The 23,880-nt window shown below is 64.8% G+C and carries 23 protein-coding genes and 1 pseudogene; 3 read left to right on the top strand and 21 right to left on the bottom strand.

Annotated elements, in window-relative coordinates:
* Positions 1–392: 392 nt before the first annotated feature.
* The 12 genes and pseudogenes from ASG84_RS09310 to ASG84_RS09365 form a co-directional block, all read right to left on the bottom strand.
* Positions 393–1,601: pseudogene (locus ASG84_RS09310) on the bottom strand (MFS transporter); the annotation flags it as partial.
* Complete coding sequence (locus tag ASG84_RS09315) at positions 1,598–2,254, bottom strand: GntR family transcriptional regulator (RefSeq protein WP_057476727.1); 657 nt, start codon at positions 2,252–2,254, stop codon at positions 1,598–1,600. The gene ASG84_RS09315 and the pseudogene ASG84_RS09310, both read right to left, overlap by 4 nt.
* A gap of 123 nt (positions 2,255–2,377) precedes the next feature.
* The gene (locus ASG84_RS09320; RefSeq protein WP_057476728.1) at positions 2,378–2,575 is read right to left on the bottom strand and encodes a hypothetical protein; all 198 of its coding nucleotides are present in this window, start codon (positions 2,573–2,575) and stop codon (positions 2,378–2,380) included.
* 112 nt (positions 2,576–2,687) lie between these two features.
* A complete protein-coding gene (locus tag ASG84_RS09325; protein WP_057476729.1) occupies positions 2,688–3,098 on the bottom strand; it encodes a DUF2752 domain-containing protein in 411 nt (136 codons plus the stop codon).
* Between the two features lie 19 nt (positions 3,099–3,117).
* Positions 3,118–3,459, bottom strand: a complete 342-nt coding sequence (locus ASG84_RS09330; RefSeq protein ID WP_057476784.1) for a cupredoxin domain-containing protein — start codon at positions 3,457–3,459, stop codon at positions 3,118–3,120.
* A gap of 23 nt (positions 3,460–3,482) precedes the next feature.
* Entirely contained in the window at positions 3,483–4,457 is a 975-nt protein-coding gene (locus ASG84_RS09335; protein WP_057476730.1) for a HEAT repeat domain-containing protein, read from the bottom strand.
* A gap of 9 nt (positions 4,458–4,466) precedes the next feature.
* Entirely contained in the window at positions 4,467–5,099 is a 633-nt protein-coding gene (locus ASG84_RS09340) for a HEAT repeat domain-containing protein (protein WP_057476731.1), read from the bottom strand.
* A 28-nt stretch (positions 5,100–5,127) separates the two neighbouring features.
* Positions 5,128–7,185 carry an FUSC family protein gene (locus ASG84_RS09345; protein WP_082520888.1) on the bottom strand — a complete coding sequence of 686 codons (2,058 nt, stop codon included), beginning with the start codon at positions 7,183–7,185 and terminating at the stop codon, positions 5,128–5,130.
* A 22-nt stretch (positions 7,186–7,207) separates the two neighbouring features.
* On the bottom strand, positions 7,208–8,500 hold the full coding sequence (locus ASG84_RS09350; protein WP_057476733.1) for a GAF domain-containing protein: 1,293 nt from the start codon (positions 8,498–8,500) through the stop codon (positions 7,208–7,210).
* A 44-nt stretch (positions 8,501–8,544) separates the two neighbouring features.
* A complete protein-coding gene (locus tag ASG84_RS09355) occupies positions 8,545–9,312 on the bottom strand; it encodes an acetoin reductase (RefSeq protein WP_057476734.1) in 768 nt (255 codons plus the stop codon).
* Positions 9,309–10,367, bottom strand: coding sequence for a 2,3-butanediol dehydrogenase (locus tag ASG84_RS09360; protein ID WP_057476735.1), 1,059 nt, complete (start codon positions 10,365–10,367; stop codon positions 9,309–9,311). The genes ASG84_RS09355 and ASG84_RS09360 overlap by 4 nt, the downstream gene beginning before the upstream one ends.
* A 110-nt stretch (positions 10,368–10,477) precedes the next feature.
* On the bottom strand, positions 10,478–11,266 hold the full coding sequence (locus tag ASG84_RS09365) for a hypothetical protein (protein ID WP_057476736.1): 789 nt from the start codon (positions 11,264–11,266) through the stop codon (positions 10,478–10,480).
* 132 nt (positions 11,267–11,398) lie between these two features.
* Between ASG84_RS09365 and ASG84_RS09370 the strand changes: the two genes are divergently transcribed.
* The gene (locus ASG84_RS09370) at positions 11,399–13,240 is read left to right on the top strand and encodes a flavin-containing monooxygenase (RefSeq protein WP_057476737.1); all 1,842 of its coding nucleotides are present in this window, start codon (positions 11,399–11,401) and stop codon (positions 13,238–13,240) included.
* Between the two features lie 93 nt (positions 13,241–13,333).
* Here the strand turns inward: ASG84_RS09370 and ASG84_RS09375 are convergent, their stop codons facing one another.
* The 7 genes from ASG84_RS09375 to ASG84_RS09405 all read right to left on the bottom strand — a co-directional run bounded on the left by ASG84_RS09375 (position 13,334) and on the right by ASG84_RS09405 (position 20,323).
* The gene (locus ASG84_RS09375; RefSeq protein WP_057476738.1) at positions 13,334–14,698 is read right to left on the bottom strand and encodes an NAD(P)/FAD-dependent oxidoreductase; all 1,365 of its coding nucleotides are present in this window, start codon (positions 14,696–14,698) and stop codon (positions 13,334–13,336) included.
* A 63-nt stretch (positions 14,699–14,761) separates the two neighbouring features.
* Complete coding sequence (locus ASG84_RS09380; protein WP_057476739.1) at positions 14,762–16,237, bottom strand: carboxylesterase/lipase family protein; 1,476 nt, start codon at positions 16,235–16,237, stop codon at positions 14,762–14,764.
* A 57-nt stretch (positions 16,238–16,294) separates the two neighbouring features.
* Positions 16,295–17,299 (bottom strand): aldo/keto reductase family protein, encoded by a 1,005-nt coding sequence (locus tag ASG84_RS09385; protein WP_037149047.1) that lies wholly within the window; start codon positions 17,297–17,299, stop codon positions 16,295–16,297.
* Between the two features lie 23 nt (positions 17,300–17,322).
* Positions 17,323–18,570 carry a hypothetical protein gene (locus tag ASG84_RS09390; RefSeq protein ID WP_057476740.1) on the bottom strand — a complete coding sequence of 416 codons (1,248 nt, stop codon included), beginning with the start codon at positions 18,568–18,570 and terminating at the stop codon, positions 17,323–17,325.
* 7 nt (positions 18,571–18,577) lie between these two features.
* Positions 18,578–19,042 (bottom strand): MarR family winged helix-turn-helix transcriptional regulator, encoded by a 465-nt coding sequence (locus ASG84_RS09395; protein ID WP_057476741.1) that lies wholly within the window; start codon positions 19,040–19,042, stop codon positions 18,578–18,580.
* Positions 19,039–19,638 carry a DJ-1/PfpI family protein gene (locus tag ASG84_RS09400; protein ID WP_057476742.1) on the bottom strand — a complete coding sequence of 200 codons (600 nt, stop codon included), beginning with the start codon at positions 19,636–19,638 and terminating at the stop codon, positions 19,039–19,041. Before ASG84_RS09400 ends, ASG84_RS09395 begins: the two co-directional genes overlap by 4 nt.
* 40 nt (positions 19,639–19,678) lie before the next feature.
* Positions 19,679–20,323, bottom strand: coding sequence for a hypothetical protein (locus ASG84_RS09405; protein ID WP_057476743.1), 645 nt, complete (start codon positions 20,321–20,323; stop codon positions 19,679–19,681).
* Positions 20,324–20,418: 95 nt separating this feature from the next.
* On the opposite strand from ASG84_RS09405, the gene ASG84_RS09410 reads away from it, so the two are divergent.
* Positions 20,419–20,790 (top strand): ArsR/SmtB family transcription factor, encoded by a 372-nt coding sequence (locus ASG84_RS09410; protein WP_057476744.1) that lies wholly within the window; start codon positions 20,419–20,421, stop codon positions 20,788–20,790.
* A gap of 2 nt (positions 20,791–20,792) precedes the next feature.
* Positions 20,793–21,824, top strand: a complete 1,032-nt coding sequence (locus ASG84_RS28620) for a TIGR03086 family metal-binding protein (RefSeq protein WP_057476745.1) — start codon at positions 20,793–20,795, stop codon at positions 21,822–21,824.
* A gap of 6 nt (positions 21,825–21,830) precedes the next feature.
* Here ASG84_RS28620 and ASG84_RS09420 read toward each other — a convergent pair whose 3' ends face one another.
* Both ASG84_RS09420 and ASG84_RS09425 read right to left on the bottom strand, forming a co-directional pair.
* A complete protein-coding gene (locus tag ASG84_RS09420; RefSeq protein WP_057476746.1) occupies positions 21,831–23,036 on the bottom strand; it encodes an acyl-CoA dehydrogenase family protein in 1,206 nt (401 codons plus the stop codon).
* A 9-nt stretch (positions 23,037–23,045) separates the two neighbouring features.
* Positions 23,046–23,867 carry an SDR family oxidoreductase gene (locus tag ASG84_RS09425; protein WP_057476747.1) on the bottom strand — a complete coding sequence of 274 codons (822 nt, stop codon included), beginning with the start codon at positions 23,865–23,867 and terminating at the stop codon, positions 23,046–23,048.
* Positions 23,868–23,880: the final 13 nt, after the last annotated feature.

A 23,880-nucleotide genomic window follows, 5' to 3' on the forward strand; every position in this document is an offset into this window, starting at 1 on the left:
CTGTCGGTCTCTGTCTCGGCTTCGTTCACGGCCGTGAATTCGAGCGTTGCGTTGCCGTACGCCGAGGCGGAACCCTCGGGCGTGGCACCGGTGAGTTCGGCTCCGACAGAGACATTCTGCAAGTCGATGGTGCCGACCTCCTCCGCTGCGCCGGAGTCCTGTGTGGTGACCGGGTCGTTCGAGCATCCGGCCAGAGCCCCGACGGTGGCAAGCGCCGCAAGCGCGGTGATCATGGACTCGGAGCCGAAGCGACGCCGACGGGCGGGAGCACGTCCGTTCGTATTCATGCACCGAGGGCTACCCAACGCCTTGTCGGACCAAACGGCAGCCTCCCCTCGTGCGCGTTTTGCGCCCCTCCAGGTACGCAAAACGCGCACTCGCACCACCAGGCCGCAAATTGCGGCCATCACCGCGCCGAATCCGAAGATGATCGGGTAGGTGACCACTCCGGGCCAGGTCTCGGTGAGCGCCGACAGCACGGCGGGCACCGCAAAGCCCAGGTACGTCAACGAATAGAACACCGCGGTTAGGCCGGCGAGGTCGTCGGGGCCCGCAATGCGTTGCACCTCTTGCAAACCCGAGACCAACGCCATGCCGTACCCACAACCGAGCACGGCCGCCGCGATCAAGGCCGCGGCGATGGTCAACACTGACGCAGCCCACGCCGCGACAGCCATTCCGACCACCAACAGAGAGAGCGCAACCAGAGCGCCACGCGCATTGGCGGGTGTGTCGATCCGACGTCCGACGGCCTGGATCGCAAATCCGGATCCGAGGGCGATCACCGCCATCGCCGCAGAGAGTGCAACGGGGTAGCCGCCACCGGGCTCATCGGCCAACGCGTCGGCCATCAGTGACGGCAGCACCGCGTAGGCGACGCTCGCAGCACCGAACACCCACGGGGCCAACGGAAGCACGACGAACAGGAACCGTCGATGCGATGCGGACGGGATCCGAAGGTCGTCGAGCAGCTTCCGATTCTTCGATGCCACTGTTGCAGTGCGAGTTTCGGGAACGGAGAGCATGCCGATGCCGGCGACGATACAAATGAGCACGTGCACGCTGTAGGCGAGGTGCGTCGGCCACGGGGCCCACTGCGCGAGCACACCGGCGACTCCGGCACCGAGGGCGAAGCCCGCAGTCAGCGACATTGCGGCCCGGCGCGCTCCGGCACCCGGCTTGGCGGTCGCGTCGCGGCTCGAGAGCTCCTTGACCCAGCTGCCGCCGACGGCCATTCCGATACCGAGTGCGATGCCGCTGAGCACACGGCCGCCGAAGAGCATGTATGCGTTGTCGGGTCCGAGTGCGATCAGAATGGAGCCGGCCGCGGCAATTGCGGTCGCGGGCAACATGATCGGGCGTCGGCCGAGTCGATCCGAGAGCGGCCCGCAGATCAACATCGCCGGAATGATGCCCAGGACGTACGCGAACAGGAACGTATCGACCACCACTGCCGAGAAGCCGTGATCGAGCCGGTACATCACCAACAACGGCGTGAATTCGTTTCCGCCCCATGCGACGGCGAACATGCCCGACGCGACCAGCAGCCAGCGTCGTGCCGTCGTGTCGATGTCTCGGTCGTTCGTGAGCGTTTCACTCATCGTGCTCCCCCTCTGTCCGGTCGTAGGCCGTGCACCCCGAGCATGTGTTGTTCGACGGCCTGCTCGAATCCGTCTGCGTCACCGACCTCGATCAGGTCGGTGAGTCGGCGATGGTCGTCGACGATGCGTGAGATCTGGCCCGGATCGCGCGTCACCGAGGCCGCGGTCATCCGCCGCTGTCGCTCGCGAAGTCCGTCGTAGAACGCGTCCAGCAACGGGTTGCCACCGGCTCGAACGACGATGCGGTGGAAGTCGGCGTCGGCTGCGCTGAACTGCGCGGCGGTGCCGTCGAGCGCCAACTGTTCCTGCAATCGCAGGTTTTCGCGTAGTGCATCCACCACTCGTGAGCGGGCACCCGCATCGCCGATGAACGCGCGAACACTTCCCGCCTCGACGAGGCGACGCGCATCCACGACACTTTCCGCCTCACCCACCGCGATCGGCACCACCAGTGCCCCACGCTTGGGGTACAGACGCATCCATCCCTCTACCTGCAGACGCAGAAACGCCTCACGTACGGGCGTACGACTGATCTCGAGCCGGGCCGCGATTTCACCCTCGCTGACGAGCTCACCGCCGGGCAGATCACCCGACACTATGAGCTCTTTGACCGTCGCGTACGCCGTATCGGCAGCAGATTTCGTCTCGAGCACAACATAGATACTAGATGCACCTCAACGGTGCACCGATTCGGGACCCAACAAAGTCCACTCAACGTGACATTGACCGTCGAAAAGGCCACCGAACGTCACATTGACTCCCCAGGGGCAGGGCGGTCAGGGCACCCAGTGGCGGGCGGCGATGTCGTCGATCACCGGGTCCCCGTCCGAGGCGGCGTCAAGTGCTTCGAGGTCGTCGCGCAGGGCATTCAGGCGCGGGTCGTCGCCCTCTGCCTGCTCGGCGGGTGTGCCTCCGTCGTCGGCGATCTGGGCGAGCAGTTTCGCCCGCACCCGATCTCGCAGTGAGTCGCTCATTCGTCGTCACCCTTCTTGAACACGCGTCGGGCCGTGGGGATGAGCGCGATGAGTACGCCCAGCAGCACGATGATCGAGAAGATTTGCAGCAGCACAGCTACTCCCAGGATTGTCAGGTCGGGGCGAGTGCGCTGCCCCACGGAGTGTTGCGCACCACCGTGAAAGCAGCGAGAACAGCGATCAGGACGATGACCGTCGGACGATGGACTCGCGGGCGCGGCATCGGACGAGCGGTCCAGCGCGATCGAAGCCACAGGGCCCACACCCCGACCGCAACGATCGCAAGGACAACCGCAACGACGTTGCTCGACGCAGCAGCCGCGAAGTCTCCGCGCGTGAGGTCACCGAAAGCCCTGGTCGTTCCGCACCCGGGGCACCACAGTCCGGTCAGGGCGTGAAACGGGCAGGGCAGATAGGTCGAGGTTCGTGGATCGCGCACATGCAGGAGCACTGCCCCACCGACAACCGCAGCGGCCACACCGAGGGGTGCGGCGATGCTGCGCGATCGGGTCGGTGCCGTCATGCCCCTGAGCCTAGGAGTTTCAGGGCTCGACGACGATAGATGCCGTCATGTCGGGATGCGGCGTGCAGTGATAGGTGAACGTGCCCGCGGTGTCGAAGGTGTGGGTGAACCGGCCGGTCTCCATGAGCTGACTGCGAAACGAGTTGTCGTCGGCGACGACGTTGTGCGCCATCCCTCGGTCCGCGAAAACCCACGTGACCGTCTCTCCCACAGAGATCGTCAGAGACTGCGGCGAGAACATCCGGTCGGCGACGGTGACCTGATTCTCGGCAACGGGTTCGGTGGGCGCGGCCGGGGTGGTGGCGGTGGAGCAGGCAGTCAACGTGATCATCAGTGCCGCGAACAATCCGAATGCCTTCATGAACTCGACGGTACCGAAAGGGATCATTCGCTCCGGCCGAGGATGTACTCGGCCGTGAGTGCGATCGATCGGTCCGCGTCACGGGTCAAGCCCTGCAACGCCTGCACGGCTGCCGGTCCCGGAATGCTGGCCAGGGCTTGCGTCACTCGCAGTCTCACGGCGACATCGTCGATCCCGTCCATCAGAGCCGCAACTGTCGAGGAGTCGGATCCCAGCATTCCGAGTGCATCTGCGGCGTCCACATCGTTCGTTCCGTCGTGGACCATCTCGATCAGCGTCGGAACGGCGTCGGCAATTCCTCGGGCCGCCAGTTCCAGAGCGGCAACGCGTCCGATCTGCGCGTCGTCGTGGACCAACGCCTCACGCAACACCTCGGTGGCGTCGGGGTGGGCAATCTCCACGACGGTATCGACGGCGCGGCGACGCACCTCGGGGTCCGGTGAATCCAGGCCCTGCCGAAGCGGCGCGATCGCGTGGCCACCCGACTGTGCGAGAGCCCACCGAAGCGCGCCGGCCACGTTGGTTGCGGGTTCGCGCAGCACTGCCTCGGCCAGGGCCTCCGCCGGTACGGTCCGATCACCGACCGCCGCCAACGCTGCCGACTGCCGTTTTCCCGCACTCACCGAGTCCAGGTCACCGAGCAAACCGACGACGCCCAGCACGGCCTCCCAATCCTCCGGTCGGGCGCTCCCGATGCGACGCAACCGCGTCAGCAGCTCCGTATCGCGGGCGATGCGCTCTTCGGCGCAGGCAGCGAGCTCGTCGACGAGATCCGCCGCCGCGAAGCTCGGATCGTCCAGCGCACGGCCGACGTCGTGCAACGACAGACCCAGCGATCGGAGCGATTCGACATGGAACAGGCGTCGAACATCCTCCGGGGAGTATTCGCGGTAGCCGGTACTGCTCCGCGAGGTCGGCTGAATCAGGCCGAGCCGGTCGTAGTGCCGCAGCATGCGCGCACTGACCCCGGACCGCCGCGCCACCTCACCGATCAACACCGTCCTATCTCACCCCGTCGGGTCGGCTGCGCCAAGTGCATCCACACGCTTGGCTTCGAACACTGCGAATCCGGCATCCGGGTCCAGCAGCAGCGACTCGGTGGCCAGTGCGTGGGCGCGGACAGCAACATCCTTGCTCGACGCGGCCTCCCGCAACATCGGCTCGATCACCGACCCGAGTGCCACCAGCGCGCGACTCAGACTGCGCTGCAACTCGCGCCCGCCTCGTCCCAGCTGAGTGGACAGCGTTGTCGCCAACCACTGCTCGCAGCCTTCGGGCACCAGGACGACCGACGCCCGCCACGCGCTTCGGGCCACGTCATCGTCGGCGTCGGAGACCAACGGCTCGGTGATCACCGGCCAGGCCGCACGATCCTTGACCTTCGACAACGTGTGCAACGCCTGGCTGCGGGCCGGCGCTCCGCCGGTGCGCACTTCCTCCATCAGCCTGGGCACCGTCGATGCCGCGGGATAGCGAATCAGCGCCCACGTCAACATCTCCCGCACCTGAAAATCCGGTTCGACGGCACACCGCTCGATCAGCGCGTTCAGAAATTTCGGGTCAGGCGATATCCCGATGTCGAGCGCAGCCCGGAGCCGCACAGACGAGTTCTGATTACGAAGTAGTTCGATCATGGCCATGAGCCAAGACCTTGTCACCGTGTGAAGGTCAAGCCCGAGTCAGCACATCGGCGAGGGTCCGGTTCATCGTGTTGAGCGCCCGCACCGCGACTCGCACCGCCCCGGGTGAGTTCGCGCTGGTGAGCAACACATTCAATACCGTTGTGTCGGTAACCTTCTCGGGCTGATCCACATGCTTGCCCGCGATAGCGGCCTCGACCTGCCGGGCAGTGTCACGCACCACCGCCGCAGCGTCGCGCAGAGCGTGGGCAGTATCGGCCGAGGGTGCCGTCTCCGGTTCTGCGCGCGACGCCAGCACTCCGGCTCGCGCCAGTGCGTGTGCGGATCGGCCGCTGACGGTCAGCACTCGCAGTAGCCGCTTCGCCCCTCGCCTGCTGCGAGTCGTCGGCCCGAGTACAAGCGGTTTTCCCGCCGTCACGACCTCTTTCAACGCGTTGTCGAGCGTGCGTGTCGACGCCACCAGATCGGTCGCGTTTCCCGGCGTGATCACCGATTCGACACTGGTATCGATCAGGGCGTCCAATTGATCGAGATACGTATCGACCTTGTCCACCAGAGTTTTTCGCGTCCCCGTCGAGAAGATGAAGTACGCGGACGCAATGCCGACGGCACCGCCCACCGCAGTTTCGACGATGCGCAATTCGAGCACCTCGATACTGAAGGTGCCGAGCAACCCGTAGAGCATCGCCAGCAGAATGGTGACGAAGAACGACAGCAGTGCGTACGCGACGGTGACCAGGTAGAACGCGAAGAAGACACAGACGACTATCAACACCAACTGGACGGGCTGATCGTTTCCCACGAGTGCGGCGATCACCACTCCGGCCAGCACTCCCGCCATCGTGCCCAGAATGCGCTGGCCGGCTCGGGTCAGAATTTCGCCGCGCGTCGAGGCCCCGGTGAACACCAGGAACGCCGTCAGCACGGCCCAGTACCAGCGGTCCGGCGAGACCAGCTCGCCCAATACCGTTGCTGCACTGGTGGCGACGGCGACCTGAATGGCAGCCTTGGTACTGGGGTTCAGACCGGCAGGCTTGTCCTTGTCCACCGGTTGGGCATCGTCCGCCCGGGGACTCGACGCTTCGGCCACGGCGTTGGTGGTGATGTGATGAATGGCGATGTGTGCCTGCACGGCTCGCTGCGCGGACACTGTCGCAATACCGGCAGGAGTCGATGGGTCGGCGCGCTCGGCCGCAGTGGCGGCCAACCGTCGCGCGGCTTTGAGCTGCTCCGCGGACGGGGAGTTCTGCAGACACGATCCCAGTGCGGTGGTCGCCTGCCCCAGTGCGGTCGGCCAGGGCTTGGCGGGGTCGAGTGCCCACAGAGAGCTGACGAGCTGCTCGGTGGCGATCTGGGCGTCGAACACCCGCAGCGACAGATCGCTACTGGTCACGCTGAGCAGTTGTCCGGCGTCGTGCCGGTCGAGCCAGTCGTCGATCATCAGGGCGGTGTTGCCGAGCCGATCGAGCCTGCGGCGCAGCAGTTCCAGATCTCGACCTTCTCCTGCGGACGCTGCCTCGAGCACCGACACCGACACCGCACGCATGGCGTAGAGCAGCCGCCGCACCTCCACGATCGGACGGTCCGGAAAGATCACAGCGCGGACGAACAGGGCGATGACGACCCCGCCGACGATCGCCGCGATCAGAAGCGGAACCTGCCCCGGGGTCGCCCGGAGAAACAAGGCGAAGAAGTACGAGATGAACGCAACCATGCCCAGCGCCGTGCCGCGCGGACCGAATCTGCGCACCCATACAGCGGCGAACAGGACAGCGATGAAGCCCACGTCGGCCACCTTGCCGAGCTCGGAGAGCAACGACGCCAACGTCACTGCCGCCGAGGCCGGCAGCGCCATCAGTGCGGTGGTGATCAGCCGACTGTGTTGGTTTTTGTCCTTCACTGCCGCCGATGCCTGCATCGCGACCACGGTGCCGAGCATCGCGACGGTCACCGGCTGACCGATGGCGCGCGTGGTCAGCAGCAGAATCACCATCGCCAGCAGCACCGTCAGCGTCGTCGCCGACGCGCTGCGCAGCCGCACCTGCCCCGGATCCGAGGCGTCGAGGATTCGGGCGAGGCGGTTCATTCCCCCGATTCTGCGCTACCGCTCAGCCTCGTGCCGCGCAGATCGCCGGGGCCGACGAATGCGGCAGCAACCGATTCATGTCCGACGGCATGAGCAGTTCGACTGTCGCCGATTCGTCCAATCGGTACGGCTGCGTGGAGATGATGCCGGCGAGGTGCTTGCGCAGCCGCGACATCTCGGCGCGCACCGTGATCGCGCGGCCATCGTCGCCGAACAGATCGGCGGCCATCTGCAACGCGGTTCGCCCCTGCCGATGCGTGGCGAGCAGGTACAGAATCTCGGCATGCCGGGGCGTCGGCTCGTGAGTCCACTCCCCCACTTCGCTGCGCACCTCGATGCGAGGTTTCTGCGAATTGCGTAGGTCGATACTGATTCTCGTCGATCCGACATCGGCGACGCCGGAATCCACAGTGCTGGTGGGTCGGACGAGCCATCCACCGGGCAGGGGTTCGAAGTCACACACGCCGAGGGTCGGCAGCCAGAAGCGGCCCGTTGCCAGGTCCTCGGGAAGGAGGATGCGATTGCGCAGAGCCACCGACTCGACGGCCGCAACCCAGCCGTTCGCGTCGACGGCCAGCGCCGGGGATTGCAGTCGCGCGAGCATCGGTGCGGCCACCGAGCGCAGTCGATCGAGGGTGCTCCGATGAATTTCGCGCAGCTGGGATTCCGCCAACCTCGCCACGGCGTCGACCAGTGCAATCGTGGTGGGGTGCACCGTCTTCGCCGGGCCACTGACGTCGATGGCCCCGAGTACCTGACCGGTACGCGGATCGCGGATCGGCGCTCCGGCGCACGTCCACGAATGATGGCTGCGCACATAGTGTTCGGCTGAGAATATCTGGACCGCGCGGCGTGAGACCAGTGCAGTTCCGATGGCATTGGTGCCTACCGAGTCCTCGGCCCAGTTGGCCCCCTCGACGAATCCGAGATCGTCGGCGCGGTCGAGGACGGCCGTCGATCCGCTGCGCCACAACACGCGGCCGTGGCGATCGGCGACGACGAGAATGTTGTCGCCGTCCTGCACCACCGATTCCAGACCGCGGGCCAGGTCGTCGAGGATGTCGAACAGACCCGATTCTCGCCGGCTGAGCTCGAGATCGGAGACGTCCATCTGTGTCTCGGCGGGGTTGCCCACTTCGGGGTCGATGCCCAGGGTCTGCAACCGCCGCCACGAGTCACCGATGACCTCGCGGGGACGTGCTGGCGACTTGCCGCCGGTCATGGTCGCGTCGTACACGGCAGTGAGAATCTGCGCGTAGCGGCGCGGGTCTTCGCCGGCCGCCAGCGCAGGTTCAGGACCTGTCGACTGCGTCATGACGGTCAATTGTGCTCCAGCTCACAGATCGACATCAACGGGGGTTACCGATAGACAAGGCCACCGTCGATCAACGGTGCCTGACCCGTCATGTAGTCCGAGTCGGGTCCGGCGAGATACGAGACGAACGCCGCCACGTCCTCCGGCGTCTGTGCCCGCCCGAGAGCGATACCGCCGACGAACTTGTCGTAGGTTTCGCCCTCCGCCGCACCGGTCAGCTCGGCGAATCGTTTGTCGATGGTCACCCACATGTCGGTGCCGACAACGCCGGGGCAGTACGCGTTGACGGTGATACCGTCCGCGGCGTACTCCTTGGCCGCAGCCTGGGTGAGTGCTCGAACCGCGAATTTCGTTGCGCTGTAGACCCCGAGCATCGCGAATCCGTCGTGACCGGCGATGGACGACGCGTTGATGATCTTGCCCTTCCGGCCGAGGGACTTGAATGTGGCTGCGGCCGCTTGGATTCCCCACAGCACACCGTCGACGTTGACGGCCCAGATCTTCTTCGTGTCTTCGGGGCGAACATCGTCGAGCGGAGCCACCTGCGCGATACCCGCGTTGTTGACCATGACGTCGAACCCACCGAGCGCGCTGTGCGCGTGATCGACGGCTGCGAACACCTGGTCGCGATCACTGACGTCGGCCACGAATGTCGTTGCCTTCGAGCCTGTTCGACGCACCTCGTCGGCGACGCCGGCGATCTTGTCCTCGGACAGGTCCACCAACGCGATGTCGTGACCGTCGGACGCCAACCGTAGTGCGATGGCGCGGCCGATGCCCTGACCGGCACCGGTCACCAGTACCGCGCTCATGACGCCGCTCCGGTGGACGGGTCGACGAGGACCTTCATCTTGGTGCCTGCATGCAGCGCCTCGAAGCCGTCGTCGATGACGCCGTCGAGCGTGATCTTGTCGACCCAGCCGGTCGTGTCGTAGTGGCCCTGGCTCATCAGCTCGATGACGGCCTCGTAGTCGGCGGAGGTGTAGCACAGCGATCCCTGGATTCGGGATTCGTTCATCACCAGCTTCTGCAGCGGTGTGGTCAGGGGCTTTTCGTAGATCGCGACGCTGACCAGCGGCTTACGCGCGCCAATGCAGCCGAGTGCGGTCTCGACGGCCGGTTGCACACCGGCCGCGTCGTAGATGGCGTCGGCTCCGTTGCCGTCGGTGAGGTCGGCGATGAAGGCGGGGACGTCGACGGCGGTCGGATCGAGGGTCTTCGCGCCGAGTGCTTCGATCGATGCTCGACGCGTCGGCGACGGTTCGACAACGTAGACGTTCTCGACTCCCTTGCCGCGCAGTGCGAACCACAGCCCGATGCCGATCGGTCCGGCACCGAACACCATAGCGGTGTCATCGGGTTTCGGATCGCCCAGTGTCGCAGCGTGATACGCCACCGACATCGGTTCGACGAGAGCACCGAGTTCGAGAGAGACGTTGTCGGGCAGGGCATGAATCATGTCGGTGGGCACCACGGTGTACTCGGCCATCCCGCCGTCGGACATCAATCCGTGGAAGCCGATCTGCGCGCAGATGTTGTAGTTACCCGCGCGGCACGGTCCGCAGTGCCCGCAGCGATAGAGCGGCTCGATGGCGACGCGGTCGCCCACCGCGATACCGGTGACACCCTTCCCGAGTTCGGTAACGGTGCCCGAGAACTCGTGTCCGAGCACCAGCGGCATCTCCTGGCCGGTCAGAGGATGGGGCGAGGTGGGGATGAAGATGGGGCCGGCGTAGTACTCGTGCAGGTCGGTTCCGCAGATTCCGTTGAACCCGACCTTGACCTTGACCTGCCCTTCACCGGGGCTGGGCTCGGGAACGTCGGTGATCTCCACCTTGTTGGGGCCGTAGTAGACAGCTGCGCGCATCACTTCACTCCTGATCGTCGGATGCGTTCATGTCTATGTGACGCCGACCACTTCCGACAGGGTTGCAGCGCGTTGCAGCGGGCCGGAGACGAGAACCAGCCGCAGCCCGATCAGTCGCTCAGCGCAGGACACTGAAATGTCAGTGCGGCTCTGATGAATTCGACCCGATCCCGTTCGATCTGCAGCAGGTGTCCATCGGTTTCGCTCTCCAGTCGCGCAATGATGTCACGTAGTTCGATGACGTCATGTCGGGCGATTCGTCGGTTCTCCGGCAGTTCGTCGGGTTCCTCCGGGGAGGCAAGGAAGTCGAGGCGGTCTTTCAGCGAGTTCTGGTGCATCGCCCTCATGAAGTCGACCTTGCCGGCAGCGTTGTCCTCGAATTCGGCCAGTTTCTCATCGGCCCTGGCGAGATAGTCGGTGGTGTTGCCGGACATCTCCACATCTGTGCAGAGTCGACGACCCAGACCGCGCAAGAACCCCGGGGTCGAGACCACCGACTCGAACTCGCTGGACGACAGGCCCGCCTTCCAGTCGAATTCGAGACCGCATGTGGCCGCGGCGAACTCGGCATCGCCACCGGCGGGTGTGTCGGGGTACAGCAATGCAGTCTTGTTACCACCGGGAACGAACGCGCTCAGGCGGCGTGCGTCCATGGGGTCGTCGGGCTGCTTGTTACGCCAGTAGAACTCTTCCTCCAACGCCGTACGCACCTGTCCCCGCACACGCAGATACGGCGTAAGAAGCAATGCGTCACCCATGACGGTCAGGGGCGAGTTCTCGCCGACGGAGTCGATGCACGGAACCGTCGGAGACCGGGTACCGGTGTCGACGGTAGGCGACGCCGACGAGCAACCGGTCACGACGACCAGCACCAGAACAACGGTAATACGACGAATCATGTTTCCCCCCGGAAATTTCTCGAACCATACCGCCGATCGCCCAGTGCAACCCACTGCAACTCTCGACCCAGCCGTGATCGAAGAGTGTGCTGGGTCACACAACGCACCGAACTTTCGCCACGAGGAGTTTTCATGACCCAAACCATCGAGCCGATCGAGATCACCAGCACGCGCAGTCCTCAGGAGCGGGTCGACGCCTGGCTGTCGAAGTTCGAGGAGGCCCTGGTCGAACGTGATATTCCTCGCGTGGCCGGCATGTTCGCCGTCAGTAGCTTCTGGCGTGATCTCGTCACCTTCACCTGGAATCTCAAGACCGTCGAAGGCCGTGACGGCGTCAGCGACATGCTCTCCGAGCGGCTCGACGACACCGATCCGACGGGCTTTCACACCACCGAGGTCCCCGACGAAGCCGATGGCGTCGTCTCCGCCTGGATCGAGTTCGAGACCGCAACGAGCCGCGGCAAGGGGCATCTGCGCTTGACGACGGACGCCGACACCGGCGACGACGTGGCCTGGACTCTGCTGACGACCATGCAGGAGCTCAAGGGGCACGAGGAGCGCCAGGGTGCATCACGCATCAAGGGCGCGGTGCACGGCTCGAACGCCGATACCCAGAACTGGGCCGAGAAGAAGGAGATCGAGGAGAACGAGCTCGGCTACAGCGTGCAGCCGTACGCCCTCGTGATCGGCGGGGGTCAGGGCGGCATCGCGTTGGGAGCTCGGTTCCGGCAGCTGGGTGTGCCGGCGATCGTCGTCGACCGCGCCGAACGCCCCGGCGATCAGTGGCGGGGACGATACAAGTCGTTGTGCCTGCACGATCCGGTCTGGTACGACCACCTCCCGTACCTGCCGTTCCCGCCGAACTGGCCGGTGTTCGCGCCGAAGGACAAGATCGGCGATTGGCTCGAGATGTACACGAAGGTCATGGAAGTGCCGTACTGGAGCAAGACCACGGCCAAGTCCGCCACCTACGACGAGGCGGCGAAGGAGTGGACAGTCGTCGTCGACCGTGACGGCGAGGAAGTGATCCTGCGGCCCAAGCAGTTGGTGATGGCCACCGGAATGTCGGGCAAGAAGAACGTGCCCAACTTCCCCGGCATGGACGAATTCGAGGGCGAGCAGCATCATTCCAGCGAGCACCCCGGTCCCGACGCCTATGTCGGCAAGCGCGTGGTGGTCGTCGGTTCCAACAACTCCGCGCACGACATCTGCAAGGCCCTGTACGAGACGGGCGTCGACGTCACGATGTTGCAGCGTTCGTCGACGCACATCGTCAAGTCCGATTCGCTGTGTGAGATCGCACTCGGCGATCTGTACTCCGAAAGAGCCGTCGAATCCGGAATGACTACGGCCAAAGCCGATCTCACGTTTGCTTCGCTGCCGTACCGGATCATGCACGAGTTCCAGATCCCGGTGTATCAGCAGATCGCGGAGCAGGACAAGGACTTCTACGATCGGCTCGAGAAGGCCGGGTTCCAACACGACTTCGGCGACGACGGTTCGGGGCTGTTCATGAAATACCTACGTCGCGGCTCGGGCTACTACATCGACGTCGGCGCATCCGAGCTCGTCGCGGACGGCAAGATCAAACTCGTTGCCGGACAGGTGGAGCGGATCAGCAAGACCGGCGTCGTACTCGACGACGGCACCGAGCTGCCCGCCGACCTCATCGTCTACGCCACCGGCTACGGCTCGATGAACGGTTGGGTCGCGGATCTCATCGACCAGGAGACCGCGGACAAGGTCGGCAAGTGCTGGGGCCTTGGATCGGACACGACCAAGGATCCCGGGCCATGGGAAGGCGAGCAGCGCAACATGTGGAAGCCGACGCAGCAGGAGAACTTCTGGTTCCACGGCGGCAATCTGCATCAGTCACGGCACTATTCGCTGTACCTGGCCCTGCAGATCAAGGCGCGCTACGAGGGCATCGACACCCCGGTCTACGGGCTGCAGGAGGTGCATCACCTGCGGTGACCCATGTGCACGGAACTTCTTAGCCTGCTACGAAATTCGGAGTGGAGCCTGCGGAACGACCGCAGGCTCCGCGTGCACATGCGGCGCAGCGCTCTACTCGTAGAGATCGATTGCCTGAGCCTTCTTGATCAACGCGTCCTCGGATCGCACCTGGGCAAGATTGACGACCCGGGTCGGCAGCACCGAGGCGTACAGCCAATCCGTCGCCACCCGCACTCGTGCCGACACCGTGGGCAACGCGTACAGGTGGTAGCCGCGTGCGACGAACTTCGCTACCGGACCGGTCAACGGAATGCCGAGAGGCTTTGCGACACCGTCGAATCCACCGAGATCGGCAACGAGTCCCAGATCCGTGTGCTTGTACGGACGCGCCTGCCCGACGCCCAGTGACGCCGCGACATTGCGGGCGACGGCCACACCTTGACGCTGGGCGTGCTGCGCCGTCGGCGGTGTCGGCTTCGAGGGATCGGCGGCGAGGTCCGGGACTGCCGCTGCATCGCCGATCGCCCAGACATCCGTTACCCCAGGAACGGTCATGTCGGCACCCACGGCCAGGCGGCCGCGGTCGGTGGGCAGGCCCAACTTCGCGATGAGCGGGCTCGCCGCCACACCGGCTCCCCAGACGAGAGTGCGCGACGGGATGACCTCGTCGTCGGTGAGCGTCACCGACGTGGCCGTGGCCGATGCCACCGACACCCCCAGCCGAACATCGACACCGCGCTCCGCCAGCACTGCGAGCGCTTCCTTGCCCAGTCGAGCGCCCAGTTCCGGCAGTACCGCGTCGGCCACGTCGACGAGCACCCAACGCACCTCGTCGGGATCGACACTCGCCCAGCGCGACGCGATGCCGGTGACCCAATTCTGCATCTGCGCGACGAATTCGGTGCCCGTGTAACCCGCTCCCACGGCGACGACCGTCAAACGCTCGGCGCGTTCGCTCCGGCCCTCCGGGGTATCGGGCAGAGCGTCGGCCGCATCGAGCTGCGCAATTACGTGGTTGCGGATGTAGACGGCCTCGCTCAGTGTCTTGAGTCCGTACGCATGCTCGTCGACGCCCGGGATGTCGAACTGCTTGGTGACCGAACCGGGGGCAAGTATCAGCTTGTCCCATTCGAGGGTCGAGTCACCGTCCGGTCCGGTCACCGACAACTCACGGGTCTCGAAGTCGACGTTCGTAACATGCCCCAGCACCAACCTGACCCGCGGCAGGGCCTGGCGAGTCGAGACGGCGATGTCCCGCGGATCGAGGACACCGGTGGCGACCTCCGGGAGCAGCGGACTGTAGAGCAGGTAGTCGGTGGGGGCCACCAACGTCAGCACGGCGCGATCGGGACCCAGCAGCTTCGCCAGGCGTTGCAGGGCGTTGAATCCGCCGAAACCGCCACCGACCACCACGACGCGAGCAGGCCGCGCCGGAACCGGAGCATTCGTACCGAAACCAGGAAGGAGTCTGCGCATATCCGAGATTAACCCTCCGGCGACCGGCCTCGCAGACGACGTTCGGAGGTTGTGGCAGGAAGCTCAGCGCACCCCGTCCCACACCTCGCGGGTAGTCGTCCGCGGGTCCAGAACGACTCCAGGCTCGTCGCCGAACATCATCACGGCGCGGTCGCTGCCGTACGAGTCCCAGCCGGGAGAGCCGTCGCGCACGAATTCGACCCATGCACGGTGCATCTCGTCGGCCACCTTCTGCGGCGGGTTGGGACCCGTGATGCGTGCGGTCTCGGGCTTGTGCAGCATGTCGAACACGAACGGAATTTCCAGTGCATGGCAGGCACCGAGAGCGCCGTCGAACAGCGTTGAGCGCCAGATGAATTCGTAGACGAAGGCATTGCCGGAGCGGGCCTCGACCAGCCGCGTGGCCGGAATGCGGAAGAACCAGTCGGTCATGACTGCGATCATCAGCTCGCCGGCCGAGGCATCGGGCAGCTGCTCGCGGTACTTCTCCAGCGCCGTGGAGTCTGCTCGGTACCCAGCGAGGACCATCTTCACGTAGTCCTCGGTGAGGTGCGAGACAATTCCGGCGGGCACGATGAAGAACGCATGTTCCTCGCTGGTGGTTCCGATCAGCACGTCCACCTGTGCGCTCGCGCCGTCACTGATGATGCGCGAAAACGGCAGCGCTGGAACGACATCGCCGTCGATGTACGGCTCGAACGCCATGACGTTCAGGGCGAGCTCACCCCACGCACCGGTCGGGGCCTCGGCCGCGATGCGATCGGACAGATCGCGCTGCGCGTCGACCAAGGCGTTCACCGAGACCGAACCGAGGCCGTCGACCGTCGCCTCGACGCCGAGTGCGGTCGCCAATGCCGAGGACACCGTCGCGGCGGTCTCGGCGGTGATGACGTGGTGGCCGGCTCCGCTCTGGAGAATCGCCCGCTGGAAGAGCCCCTCGGCACGGGGCATCGACATCAGGGTGCCGACGCTCATCGCGCCCGCCGACTCTCCCGCGATGGTCACCCGGGCCGGGTCGCCGCCATAGGCCGAAATGTGGTCGCGCACCCATTCGAGGGCCGCCACCTGGTCGAGCATTCCGCGATTCGCCGGGGCACCGTCGATCAGCGCAAAACCGTCGACGCCGAGTCGGTAGTTGATCACCACGGCCACGATGCCGTCACGAGCGAAGGCTGAGCCGTCGTACGTGGGAATCGCGTTGCTGCCGTTGACGAATGCTCCACCGTGGATCCAGACGAACACCGGTGCCGAGCCGCCGACATCGGGGGTGAAGACGTTCACGTTCAGGCAGTCGTCGCCGGGTACCACCGGCTCACTGAGGATCTCGCTGGTCGGCGGACGGTATCCCACCTTGGGGACGGTGGCCCCCAGCTCGAGTGCGTCGCGCACTCCGTCCCAGGTGGGCGGCAGCGACGGAGCCTGAAATCGGCGGGGTCCGAACGGAGCCTCGGCGTACGGCACTCCGAGAAACGAGGTGACGCCTGCGCCGGTCCGACCGCGAACCTGGCCCTGAGGTGTATCGACGGTGATCGTGTCCATACGTCCTTATTACCCTGTTCGCTTCACCTTGTCGGTCGGACCGGCAACTTCGAGTGCTCAGACCAGGCGTGCCTCGGGCGAGCCCGTCTTGCCGGCGTCGCGCTCGACCGAATCACCGAGCGCCTCGTCGATCTTCGCGAGAACGTCGGCGTCGAGGGTAACCTCCGAGGCCTTGATGTTCTCGGCGATCTGCTCCGGCCGTGAGGCCCCGACCAGCGCGGCGGCGATGTTGTCGTTGGCCAGCACCCACGCAACAGCCAACTGCGCCATGGTGATTCCCAGATCGTCGGCGATCGGCTTCAGCTGCTGCACCCGGGTGAGCGTCTGATCGTCGAGGTAGCGGGCGATCATCTTGTCGCCGCCCTTGTCGTCCTTGGCGCGAGAGCCGTCGGGCAAAGGCTGACCGGGGAGGTACTTTCCGGTGAGCACGCCCTGGGCGATTGGCGACCACACGATCTGCGAGATGCCCAGTTCCTTCGACGTCGGGATCACCTGATCCTCGATGACGCGCCACAGCGCGGAGTACTGCGGCTGGTTCGAGATGATCGAGAAGCCGTTCTGACGGGCGAGTTCCTGCCCTGCACGCAGTTGATCGGCGGTCCATTCCGAGACGCCGATGTAGAGCGCCTTGCCCTGGCGGACGACGTCACCGAAGGCGGCGATGGTCTCTTCGAGCGGAGTCTCGACGTCGTACCGATGCGCCTGGTAGAGGTCTACGTAATCGGTGCCGAGGCGACGCAGTGAAGCGTCGATTCCTTCGAGGATGTGCTTGCGTGAGAGTCCGGTGTCGTTGGGGCCCTTGGGTCCGACCGGGAAGTAGACCTTGGTGAAGATCTCGAGCGATTCCCGACGCTCACCCTTCAGCGCGTCGCCCAGGACCGTCTCGGCCGCTCCGTTGGCGTAGACGTCGGCGGTGTCGAAGGTGGTGATGCCCGCATCGAGGGCCGCGCGTACGCACTGGGTGGCGATATCGTTCTCCACCTGCGATCCGTGCGTCAACCAGTTGCCGTAGGTGATCTCCGAGATCTTCAGTCCGCTGTTTCCGAGGTATCTGTAAGCCATGTAAGAAAACGGTACTCCGGTGGCTAATTCGGTAGTGGCCGACGACCGAGGAACCGAGTCCCGACGCCGGCGAGGACCACAATCGCAACGGCCGCGCCGGTCGAGAGCCACAGATCGGTGCCGGGCGAGAACGTACTGGTATCGATCGTGGTCAGCGGCGTGTAGGCCGTCCAACCGTACGTGACGACCATCGGCACCGTGATCGCCACCGGCACCGCGAGGCCCAGGGTAAGAGCCGTGGGTGTTGCGGGCGTGGCCGACGTGCACGCCACGTACAGGTAGGCCGCAGCGGCCGGGAAGATCAGCAGACTTGCCGCGTAGTTCACGTTGTCGAGCGGCTGGGACTCGAACAGTCCGGTCACACAGACCACGGCAAGGATCCCGAAGCCTACGACAGGGCGACCCCACCGCACTCCGAGCGCACCTCCCACTGCTACTGCGACCGCGGTGACGGCCACGAGCCCGAGTGTCCAGACTCCGTCCGACACCTCGATGCCCACCCCGGCGGTGGTGGTCGACGTGATCAGCACAGCCGTCCCGGCGAGAATCATGATGCCGCCTCGCCCTGGCAACAGAGCCGCGGCACCGAACAACACCGGTACGACGAGAATTGCGAAGTACCACCGACCGACGAAACCGTACTGGCTCTCGAAGATGCTGTGCCCGAACAGTACGGCGAGTAAGAGGCCGCCGATCGAGACCAGCAGTATCGCCCCGACTGTTCGCCCGCTCCGTTCGGGTGGCGCATTCTTTTCCCCGCGGTCTTTTCGCGCTGACCAGGCCACTGCCAGCACCACCACTAGACAGAGCACCGGAACGATCACCGGTGTACCGATGTCGGATTCGGTGAGGTAGTCGGCGTAGCGCCGCGGGATACCTGGGGATTGCAAAGCCTCGACCGCGCCTGCACTGAGCAGTCCGAGAAGGAACGACCCGATCAGCAGCGCCTCTCGAATTCGCGCACCGTTCGCTCGTACTGCACTGCAACCCAACAGAACTCCACCTGCCACCATCTCGGCGAGGTGAGACGGCATCAGGAGTGCTGTCACCCCGGCGACAACGGCGGCGGCGATGGACAGCCCCACCAGAATACTGCGTCGACGCACGACCATCGCCAGCACGGACGCCGCGATCACTGCCACCGCAACTCCCCCACCGCCGCTGAAGAACACCACCGAAACGAAGCTGGTGTCACCGAAGACGTCGCCCCCATTGGATTGCGACAACAGTCCGGCGAGCAGTCCTGAGAGCAGTATCGAAAGAGCAGCCATGCCCGAATTATGCACTGCCGCCGCGGTAGTCACGAGATGCCGCGAGTATTTTGCCCAGGGTTGCCGCGAAGGCCTGCAGTTCGCCCTCTCCCACAGCGACTCCCACGGCGTCGGACCACGCGTGTTGTGCATCCCGCAGCTCCGTGACGGTGTCGCGACCCTTTGGGGTGGGTTCCAACAATTTCGCGCGCTTGTGGTTCGGGTTGTCGACGTATACGGCCCAGCCTTTGTCCACCAACAGATTTGCGGTGCGCTGCACGCTCTGCCTCGCCAACCCCAGGCCGACGCGGCGCGCGATGTCGGCTACCGACAGCGGCTCGTCGAGGGTCGCTCCCAGCACCTGCCACCACGCCGGCGTCAGACCTGTCGGCTCGGTGATGTCCTGTGCTGCAGCGAGAAATTCGCCGTTGAGCTCGAATACGGGAAGCACCAGAGCCGTCAGCGCGTCACCCTCCGGCGTGCGTTTTTTCATGCTCCGGCGAGTTGCTCGTAGTACTTGCGTTCCCCCGTCGTGTACAGGCCGTACCAGGCGTCGACGACGGGTTGCGGAAACACGTTCAGTCGCTCGAACACCAGCTTCGCGAATTCGATCGGTGCCGTCGCGCCCGCGGTGATCACGGTGCCGTCGGACACCGCCTTCTCGTCTCGATATTGCTCCGAACCACGGTATTCGACTGCCTGCGTGAGGAACTCGGCGGCATTCGAGGTATGCGGACGGTCGTCGAGCAGTCCGGTTCGAGCCAAACCGTATGTCGCACCGCAGATCGCCGCGACAAGAGTTCCGGACGCGACGAGTCGGGCGGCGAGCTTCAAGACGGTCTCGTGCCCGGATTCCCAACTGCCCGCACCGGGCAGAATCAAGGCGTCGAGTGTCGGCAGGTCGGCCAAGCCTACGTCGGGAGTGATGCGCAATCCTCCCATCGTCGTGACGGCCTGCCCCGTCTCCGAGGCCACGATCAACCGATTGGCATTCGGGTCCTGTTCACGGGCCATGGCCAAGCCTGCAGTGAGGTACCCGTACTCCCAGTCGGCCATGGTGTCGGTGGCATACAGCGCAATGGTGGTCATCGGAACGTCCTCGCATCGATTGACAGGATGCTGTCAATCATCACCCCATTGACAGCAGGCTGTCAATACTCGGCAGCACTCGAGTTGCTCGGGCGCGCGGCTCCACCTCGTCCAGATAGATTCGGCATGCTGCGTGATAGCGCCGGTCGAAGGCCATACCCGCGGCTTCCTCACCGCCCAGCGCATTCGCATCCCTGACTGCTCCGCGCGCCCGTGCGACGTCCATCGGAGTGTCGATGAAGACGGTGTAGTCCCAGTAGTCAGGCAGCGGTGGCCGGTGCAGAAATGTTCCGTCCACTACGACGATCGCATCGGTAGGCACCGGCTCGAGCGGATCATCCACCGGCTCGTCCGTGGCCAGATCGATGATCCGACGCCGAATTTCGCTACTTCCGTTCGGCCCCAACGGAATCAGTACATGTGTACACAACGCGTCGAAGTCGTATGCGTCCCGGTAGTAGCCGGCAGCCGACGCCCGCCCTTGCCGATACCGATGTTCACGCCGGTGATGAAAACCGTCCATTGTCACATGAATCGCCGGACGACCCTGCGCTGCAATGGCATTCACCAGCCACCGCGCACAGGTCGACTTTCCCGATGCCGTCACCCCGTCGATCGCCACTCGTAGCGGGTGCCCCAGATCTCGGGAGATCACGTCCCGCACCATGTCGTCACCGATGCCCATCCGACGAGGGTAGGCCAAGGGGACTACTCAACCAAATGGTTGACTACGCACGTTACGCGGCTTACGCTCGGCTTCATCGAGGAAGCGAGGAGCCGATGGACGATCACACGGAGCAACTCGACAAGACGTTCGCGGCGTTGGCAGACCCCACTCGTCGCGACATGGTGGCGCGGCTCGCCGGCGCAGATGCAAGTGTCAGCGAATTGGCGGAGCCGTACGACATGAGCCTCCAGGCCGTATCCAAGCACGTGAAGGTGCTCGAGGAAGCAGGCCTGGTCACCCGCAGCAAGGATGCCCAGCGTCGGCCGGTGCATCTGGATGCGCAGGTGTTCGGCCTCATGGCGAAATGGATCGAGCGCTATCGACAGGAAGCAGAACAACGCTATCGACGCCTCGACGCCCTGCTGGACAGCATGGACATCGAGGACAACCCGACGAAGGCCCCGGACACGAAAGAAGCGTCGTAACCATGTACGAAACCGAGATCCTTGCGGACGAGAAAGTACCCACGATCGAGATCGTTCGAGAGTTCACTGCAACGCCGGAGCAGGTGTTCCGCGCCCACATAGATCCCGAGCTGTATCGGCAGTGGGTGGGCCCCAGATCGTTGACGACGCGAATTCTGAAGTGGGAGGGCCGCACCGGAGGTTCCTGGGCATTTGCCAACGATCGGGACGGTGAAGAGATCGCAGCCTTCTTCGGCAGCTTTCACGAGGTCAGGGACAACGAGCGGATCGTGTGGACGTTCACCTATGAGGGCCAACCCGATTCGGTTGCCCTCGAGACCCTCACGTTCGAGGGCCGCGACGGCGGCGGCACGCTCCTGAGAGTGCTCAGCGTGATGTCCGACTTCGCAACTCGGGACGGCATGCTGTCCAGTGGCATGGACGTCGGGGTGAGGGAGGGCTACGACAAACTCGACGAACTGCTCGGGCAACGAACAGAGCCGGCCCAGCAGCACCTACAGGACGCGGCAACCTTCACCGCGCTCGTCGAGTCCGCCTCGTCCGAGGACTGGTCACGCCCGAGCCCGGTATCGGACTGGGCCGCAATCGATGTCGTGAAGCACCTGATCGAGTGGTCTCGCGGCTTTCTATTCGGCGGAGCGGGAATCGAGTTCCAGCCCCTGGACATCGATGCCGACCCGAAAGCCGCGTGGAAGCGTCACGATGCCGACATCCAGGCCATTCTCGACGACCCTTCCGACCGCATGTTGAGCAACCCGCACACCGGCGACATGCCGGTGGACGAGGCGATCGACATGTTCTACACCGCCGACATCTGGATGCACTCCTGGGACCTGGCGAAAGCCCTTGGCCTCGAACCCGACTTGGGCGAGGAGCGCTGCGCTGCGGCCCTCGATGCCATGCGACCGATGGAACAGATGCTACGAGACAGCGGGCAGTACGGGCCCGCCGTCCCGGTTGGCGACGACGCGTCCGCTCAAGACAAGCTGATGGCCTTCATCGGCCGTGACCCGGCCTGGCAGGCGGGTCGCTAGCCGTACTCAGAGGTACTTCTTCAGCTCCATCTTCGCGATCGACATCTTGTGGACCTCGTCCGGACCGTCGGCGAGCCGCAGCGTCCGCACGTGCGCATACATCATCGCGAGCGGGAAGTCGTTGCTCACACCGCCGCCGCCGTGCACCTGGATGGCACGGTCGATGATCTTCAGCGCCATCTCCGGTGCGGCAACCTTGATGGCTGCGATCTCGGTGCGCGCTTCCTTGTTCCCGACGGTGTCCATCAGGTAGGCGGCTTTGAACGTCAGCAACCGCGTCTTCTCGATCTCGATTCGCGCCTCGGCGATCCAGTCCTGGATGTTCGAGCGCATCGCCACCGGCTTGCCGAACGTCACTCGCGATGCCGCACGGCGACAGAGCAATTCGAGCGCGCGCTCGGCCACACCGATGGTGCGCATCGCGTGGTGGATACGGCCCGGTCCCAAACGAGCCTGACTGATGGCGAAGCCCTCACCCGGCCCCTTCAACACGTCCTTGGCCGGCACTCGCACATCCTCGAAGAGCACCTCGGCATGGCCTTCGCGGTCGACGTAGCCGAAAACCGGCAGATTTCGCAGGACAGTGACACCTGGTGCGTCGATGGGTACCACCAGCATCGACTGTTGACGGTGGGTGGCCGCCTCTGGATCGGTCTTGCCCATGACGATGAGAACCTTGCAGTTCTTGTGCATCGCGTTGGACGTCCACCACTTTCGACCGTTCAGAATGAAGTCGTCGCCGTCGCGGTCCATCTTCATCGCGATGTTGGTGGCGTCGGAGCTGGCCACGTCGGGCTCGGTCATCGCGAAGGCAGAGCGAATCTTGCCGTCCAACAACGGCTTCAAGTACTTCTCTTTGTGCTCGTCGGTGCCGAAGAGCGTGAAGACCTCCATGTTGCCCGTGTCCGGTGCGTTGCAGTTGCAGGCCTCGGGGGCGAGCAGGCTGCGTCCCATGATCTCGGCGAGCGGCGCGTATTCGAGGTTGGTCAGGCCTGGCCCCCACTCAGGGTGCGGGTGGAACAGATTCCACAGTCCACGTGAGCGCGCTTCCTTCTTCAGGTCCTCGAGGATCGGCGGGTGGAAGTGCGGGTCCCCGGCTTCGAGCATCTGCTGCTCGTACACGGCCTCGGCCGGGTAGACGTGAGAGTCCATGAATTCCAACAGATCCGACTCGAATTTCTTCGCGCGATCGCTGGTCTCGAAAAATGCCACGGTGGGCCCCTATCGGTTGTTGTCGAGCAAGCTGTCCTGGTAGCGACGCATGCCGCGTAACCACCGGTCGTAATCGGCACCCTTGTTGCGGTACATGTCCAGTACGTTCTCGTGCGGCAGGATCAAGAACTGCTCGCGGTCCATCGCGCCCAGCACCACATCGGCAACGTCGAGGGGTTCGAGCACAGCGCCGGCGCTCAGAACCGCCGCAGTTGCCGCCGCTCCCAACGCATCTCCGGATTCGCGTCCCTCGTAGAGCAGTTTGGTGTTGACACCCATCGGGCACAGGCAACTGACGCGAATTCCTCGGTTGCCGTACGTGACGTTCAACCACTCCGCGAATCCGACTGCCGCGTGCTTGGTGGTTGCGTATGTGGCCGAACCGATCTGGGTAAGTAGGCCTGCCGCTGAGGCGGTGCTGACGAAATACCCCTCACCGCGCTCGAGCCAGCCCGGCACCAACAGCTGAGCGGCCCGGATGTGGGCGCGAACGTTCACATCGAACGAGAGATCCCAGTCCTGTTCGGTGGCGTCAAGCCCGGGTGCGCCGCTGATGCCTGCGTTGGCGAAGTAGAGATCGACCGGACCGAACGATTCCTCGGCCTGCGCGATCAGCCGCTCGATATCGGCGATGTTCGACGCGTCCGCAGCAACCGCAACGGCCGTCCCCGGCCGGTCTCGTTCGATGGCGTCGACCACCGCTTCCGCCGTCTTTCCGTCGAGGTCGGAGACGACGACGCGTGCGCCGTGCTCCGAGAGTCGAGCAGCGATGGCCCCGCCGATTCCGCCACCACCGCCGGTGACGATGGCGACCTTGCCTTCTACCTTCATGCCCCAGGTATAG

It is taken from the genome of Rhodococcus sp. Leaf278, assembly GCF_001426085.1.
In the GTDB taxonomy this organism is placed as follows: domain Bacteria; phylum Actinomycetota; class Actinomycetes; order Mycobacteriales; family Mycobacteriaceae; genus Rhodococcoides.

What these genes read in the sequence shown, in the direction of transcription:
- ASG84_RS09320 (WP_057476728.1), bottom strand. Translation starts at nt 2,575, where the DNA reads ATGAGCGACTCACTGCGAGATCGGGTGCGGGCGAAACTGCTCGCCCAG.
- ASG84_RS09325 (WP_057476729.1), bottom strand. Translation starts at nt 3,098, where the DNA reads ATGACGGCACCGACCCGATCGCGCAGCATCGCCGCACCCCTCGGTGTG.
- ASG84_RS09330 (WP_057476784.1), bottom strand. Translation starts at nt 3,459, where the DNA reads ATGAAGGCATTCGGATTGTTCGCGGCACTGATGATCACGTTGACTGCC.
- ASG84_RS09340 (WP_057476731.1), bottom strand. Translation starts at nt 5,099, where the DNA reads ATGGCCATGATCGAACTACTTCGTAATCAGAACTCGTCTGTGCGGCTC.
- ASG84_RS09345 (WP_082520888.1), bottom strand. Translation starts at nt 7,185, where the DNA reads ATGAACCGCCTCGCCCGAATCCTCGACGCCTCGGATCCGGGGCAGGTG.
- ASG84_RS09350 (WP_057476733.1), bottom strand. Translation starts at nt 8,500, where the DNA reads ATGACGCAGTCGACAGGTCCTGAACCTGCGCTGGCGGCCGGCGAAGAC.
- ASG84_RS09355 (WP_057476734.1), bottom strand. Translation starts at nt 9,312, where the DNA reads ATGAGCGCGGTACTGGTGACCGGTGCCGGTCAGGGCATCGGCCGCGCC.
- ASG84_RS09360 (WP_057476735.1), bottom strand. Translation starts at nt 10,367, where the DNA reads ATGCGCGCAGCTGTCTACTACGGCCCCAACAAGGTGGAGATCACCGAC.
- ASG84_RS09365 (WP_057476736.1), bottom strand. Translation starts at nt 11,266, where the DNA reads ATGATTCGTCGTATTACCGTTGTTCTGGTGCTGGTCGTCGTGACCGGT.
- ASG84_RS09370 (WP_057476737.1), top strand. Translation starts at nt 11,399, where the DNA reads ATGACCCAAACCATCGAGCCGATCGAGATCACCAGCACGCGCAGTCCT.
- ASG84_RS09375 (WP_057476738.1), bottom strand. Translation starts at nt 14,698, where the DNA reads ATGCGCAGACTCCTTCCTGGTTTCGGTACGAATGCTCCGGTTCCGGCG.
- ASG84_RS09380 (WP_057476739.1), bottom strand. Translation starts at nt 16,237, where the DNA reads ATGGACACGATCACCGTCGATACACCTCAGGGCCAGGTTCGCGGTCGG.
- ASG84_RS09385 (WP_037149047.1), bottom strand. Translation starts at nt 17,299, where the DNA reads ATGGCTTACAGATACCTCGGAAACAGCGGACTGAAGATCTCGGAGATC.
- ASG84_RS09390 (WP_057476740.1), bottom strand. Translation starts at nt 18,570, where the DNA reads ATGGCTGCTCTTTCGATACTGCTCTCAGGACTGCTCGCCGGACTGTTG.
- ASG84_RS09395 (WP_057476741.1), bottom strand. Translation starts at nt 19,042, where the DNA reads ATGAAAAAACGCACGCCGGAGGGTGACGCGCTGACGGCTCTGGTGCTT.
- ASG84_RS09400 (WP_057476742.1), bottom strand. Translation starts at nt 19,638, where the DNA reads ATGACCACCATTGCGCTGTATGCCACCGACACCATGGCCGACTGGGAG.
- ASG84_RS09405 (WP_057476743.1), bottom strand. Translation starts at nt 20,323, where the DNA reads ATGGGCATCGGTGACGACATGGTGCGGGACGTGATCTCCCGAGATCTG.
- ASG84_RS09410 (WP_057476744.1), top strand. Translation starts at nt 20,419, where the DNA reads ATGGACGATCACACGGAGCAACTCGACAAGACGTTCGCGGCGTTGGCA.
- ASG84_RS28620 (WP_057476745.1), top strand. Translation starts at nt 20,793, where the DNA reads ATGTACGAAACCGAGATCCTTGCGGACGAGAAAGTACCCACGATCGAG.
- ASG84_RS09425 (WP_057476747.1), bottom strand. Translation starts at nt 23,867, where the DNA reads ATGAAGGTAGAAGGCAAGGTCGCCATCGTCACCGGCGGTGGTGGCGGA.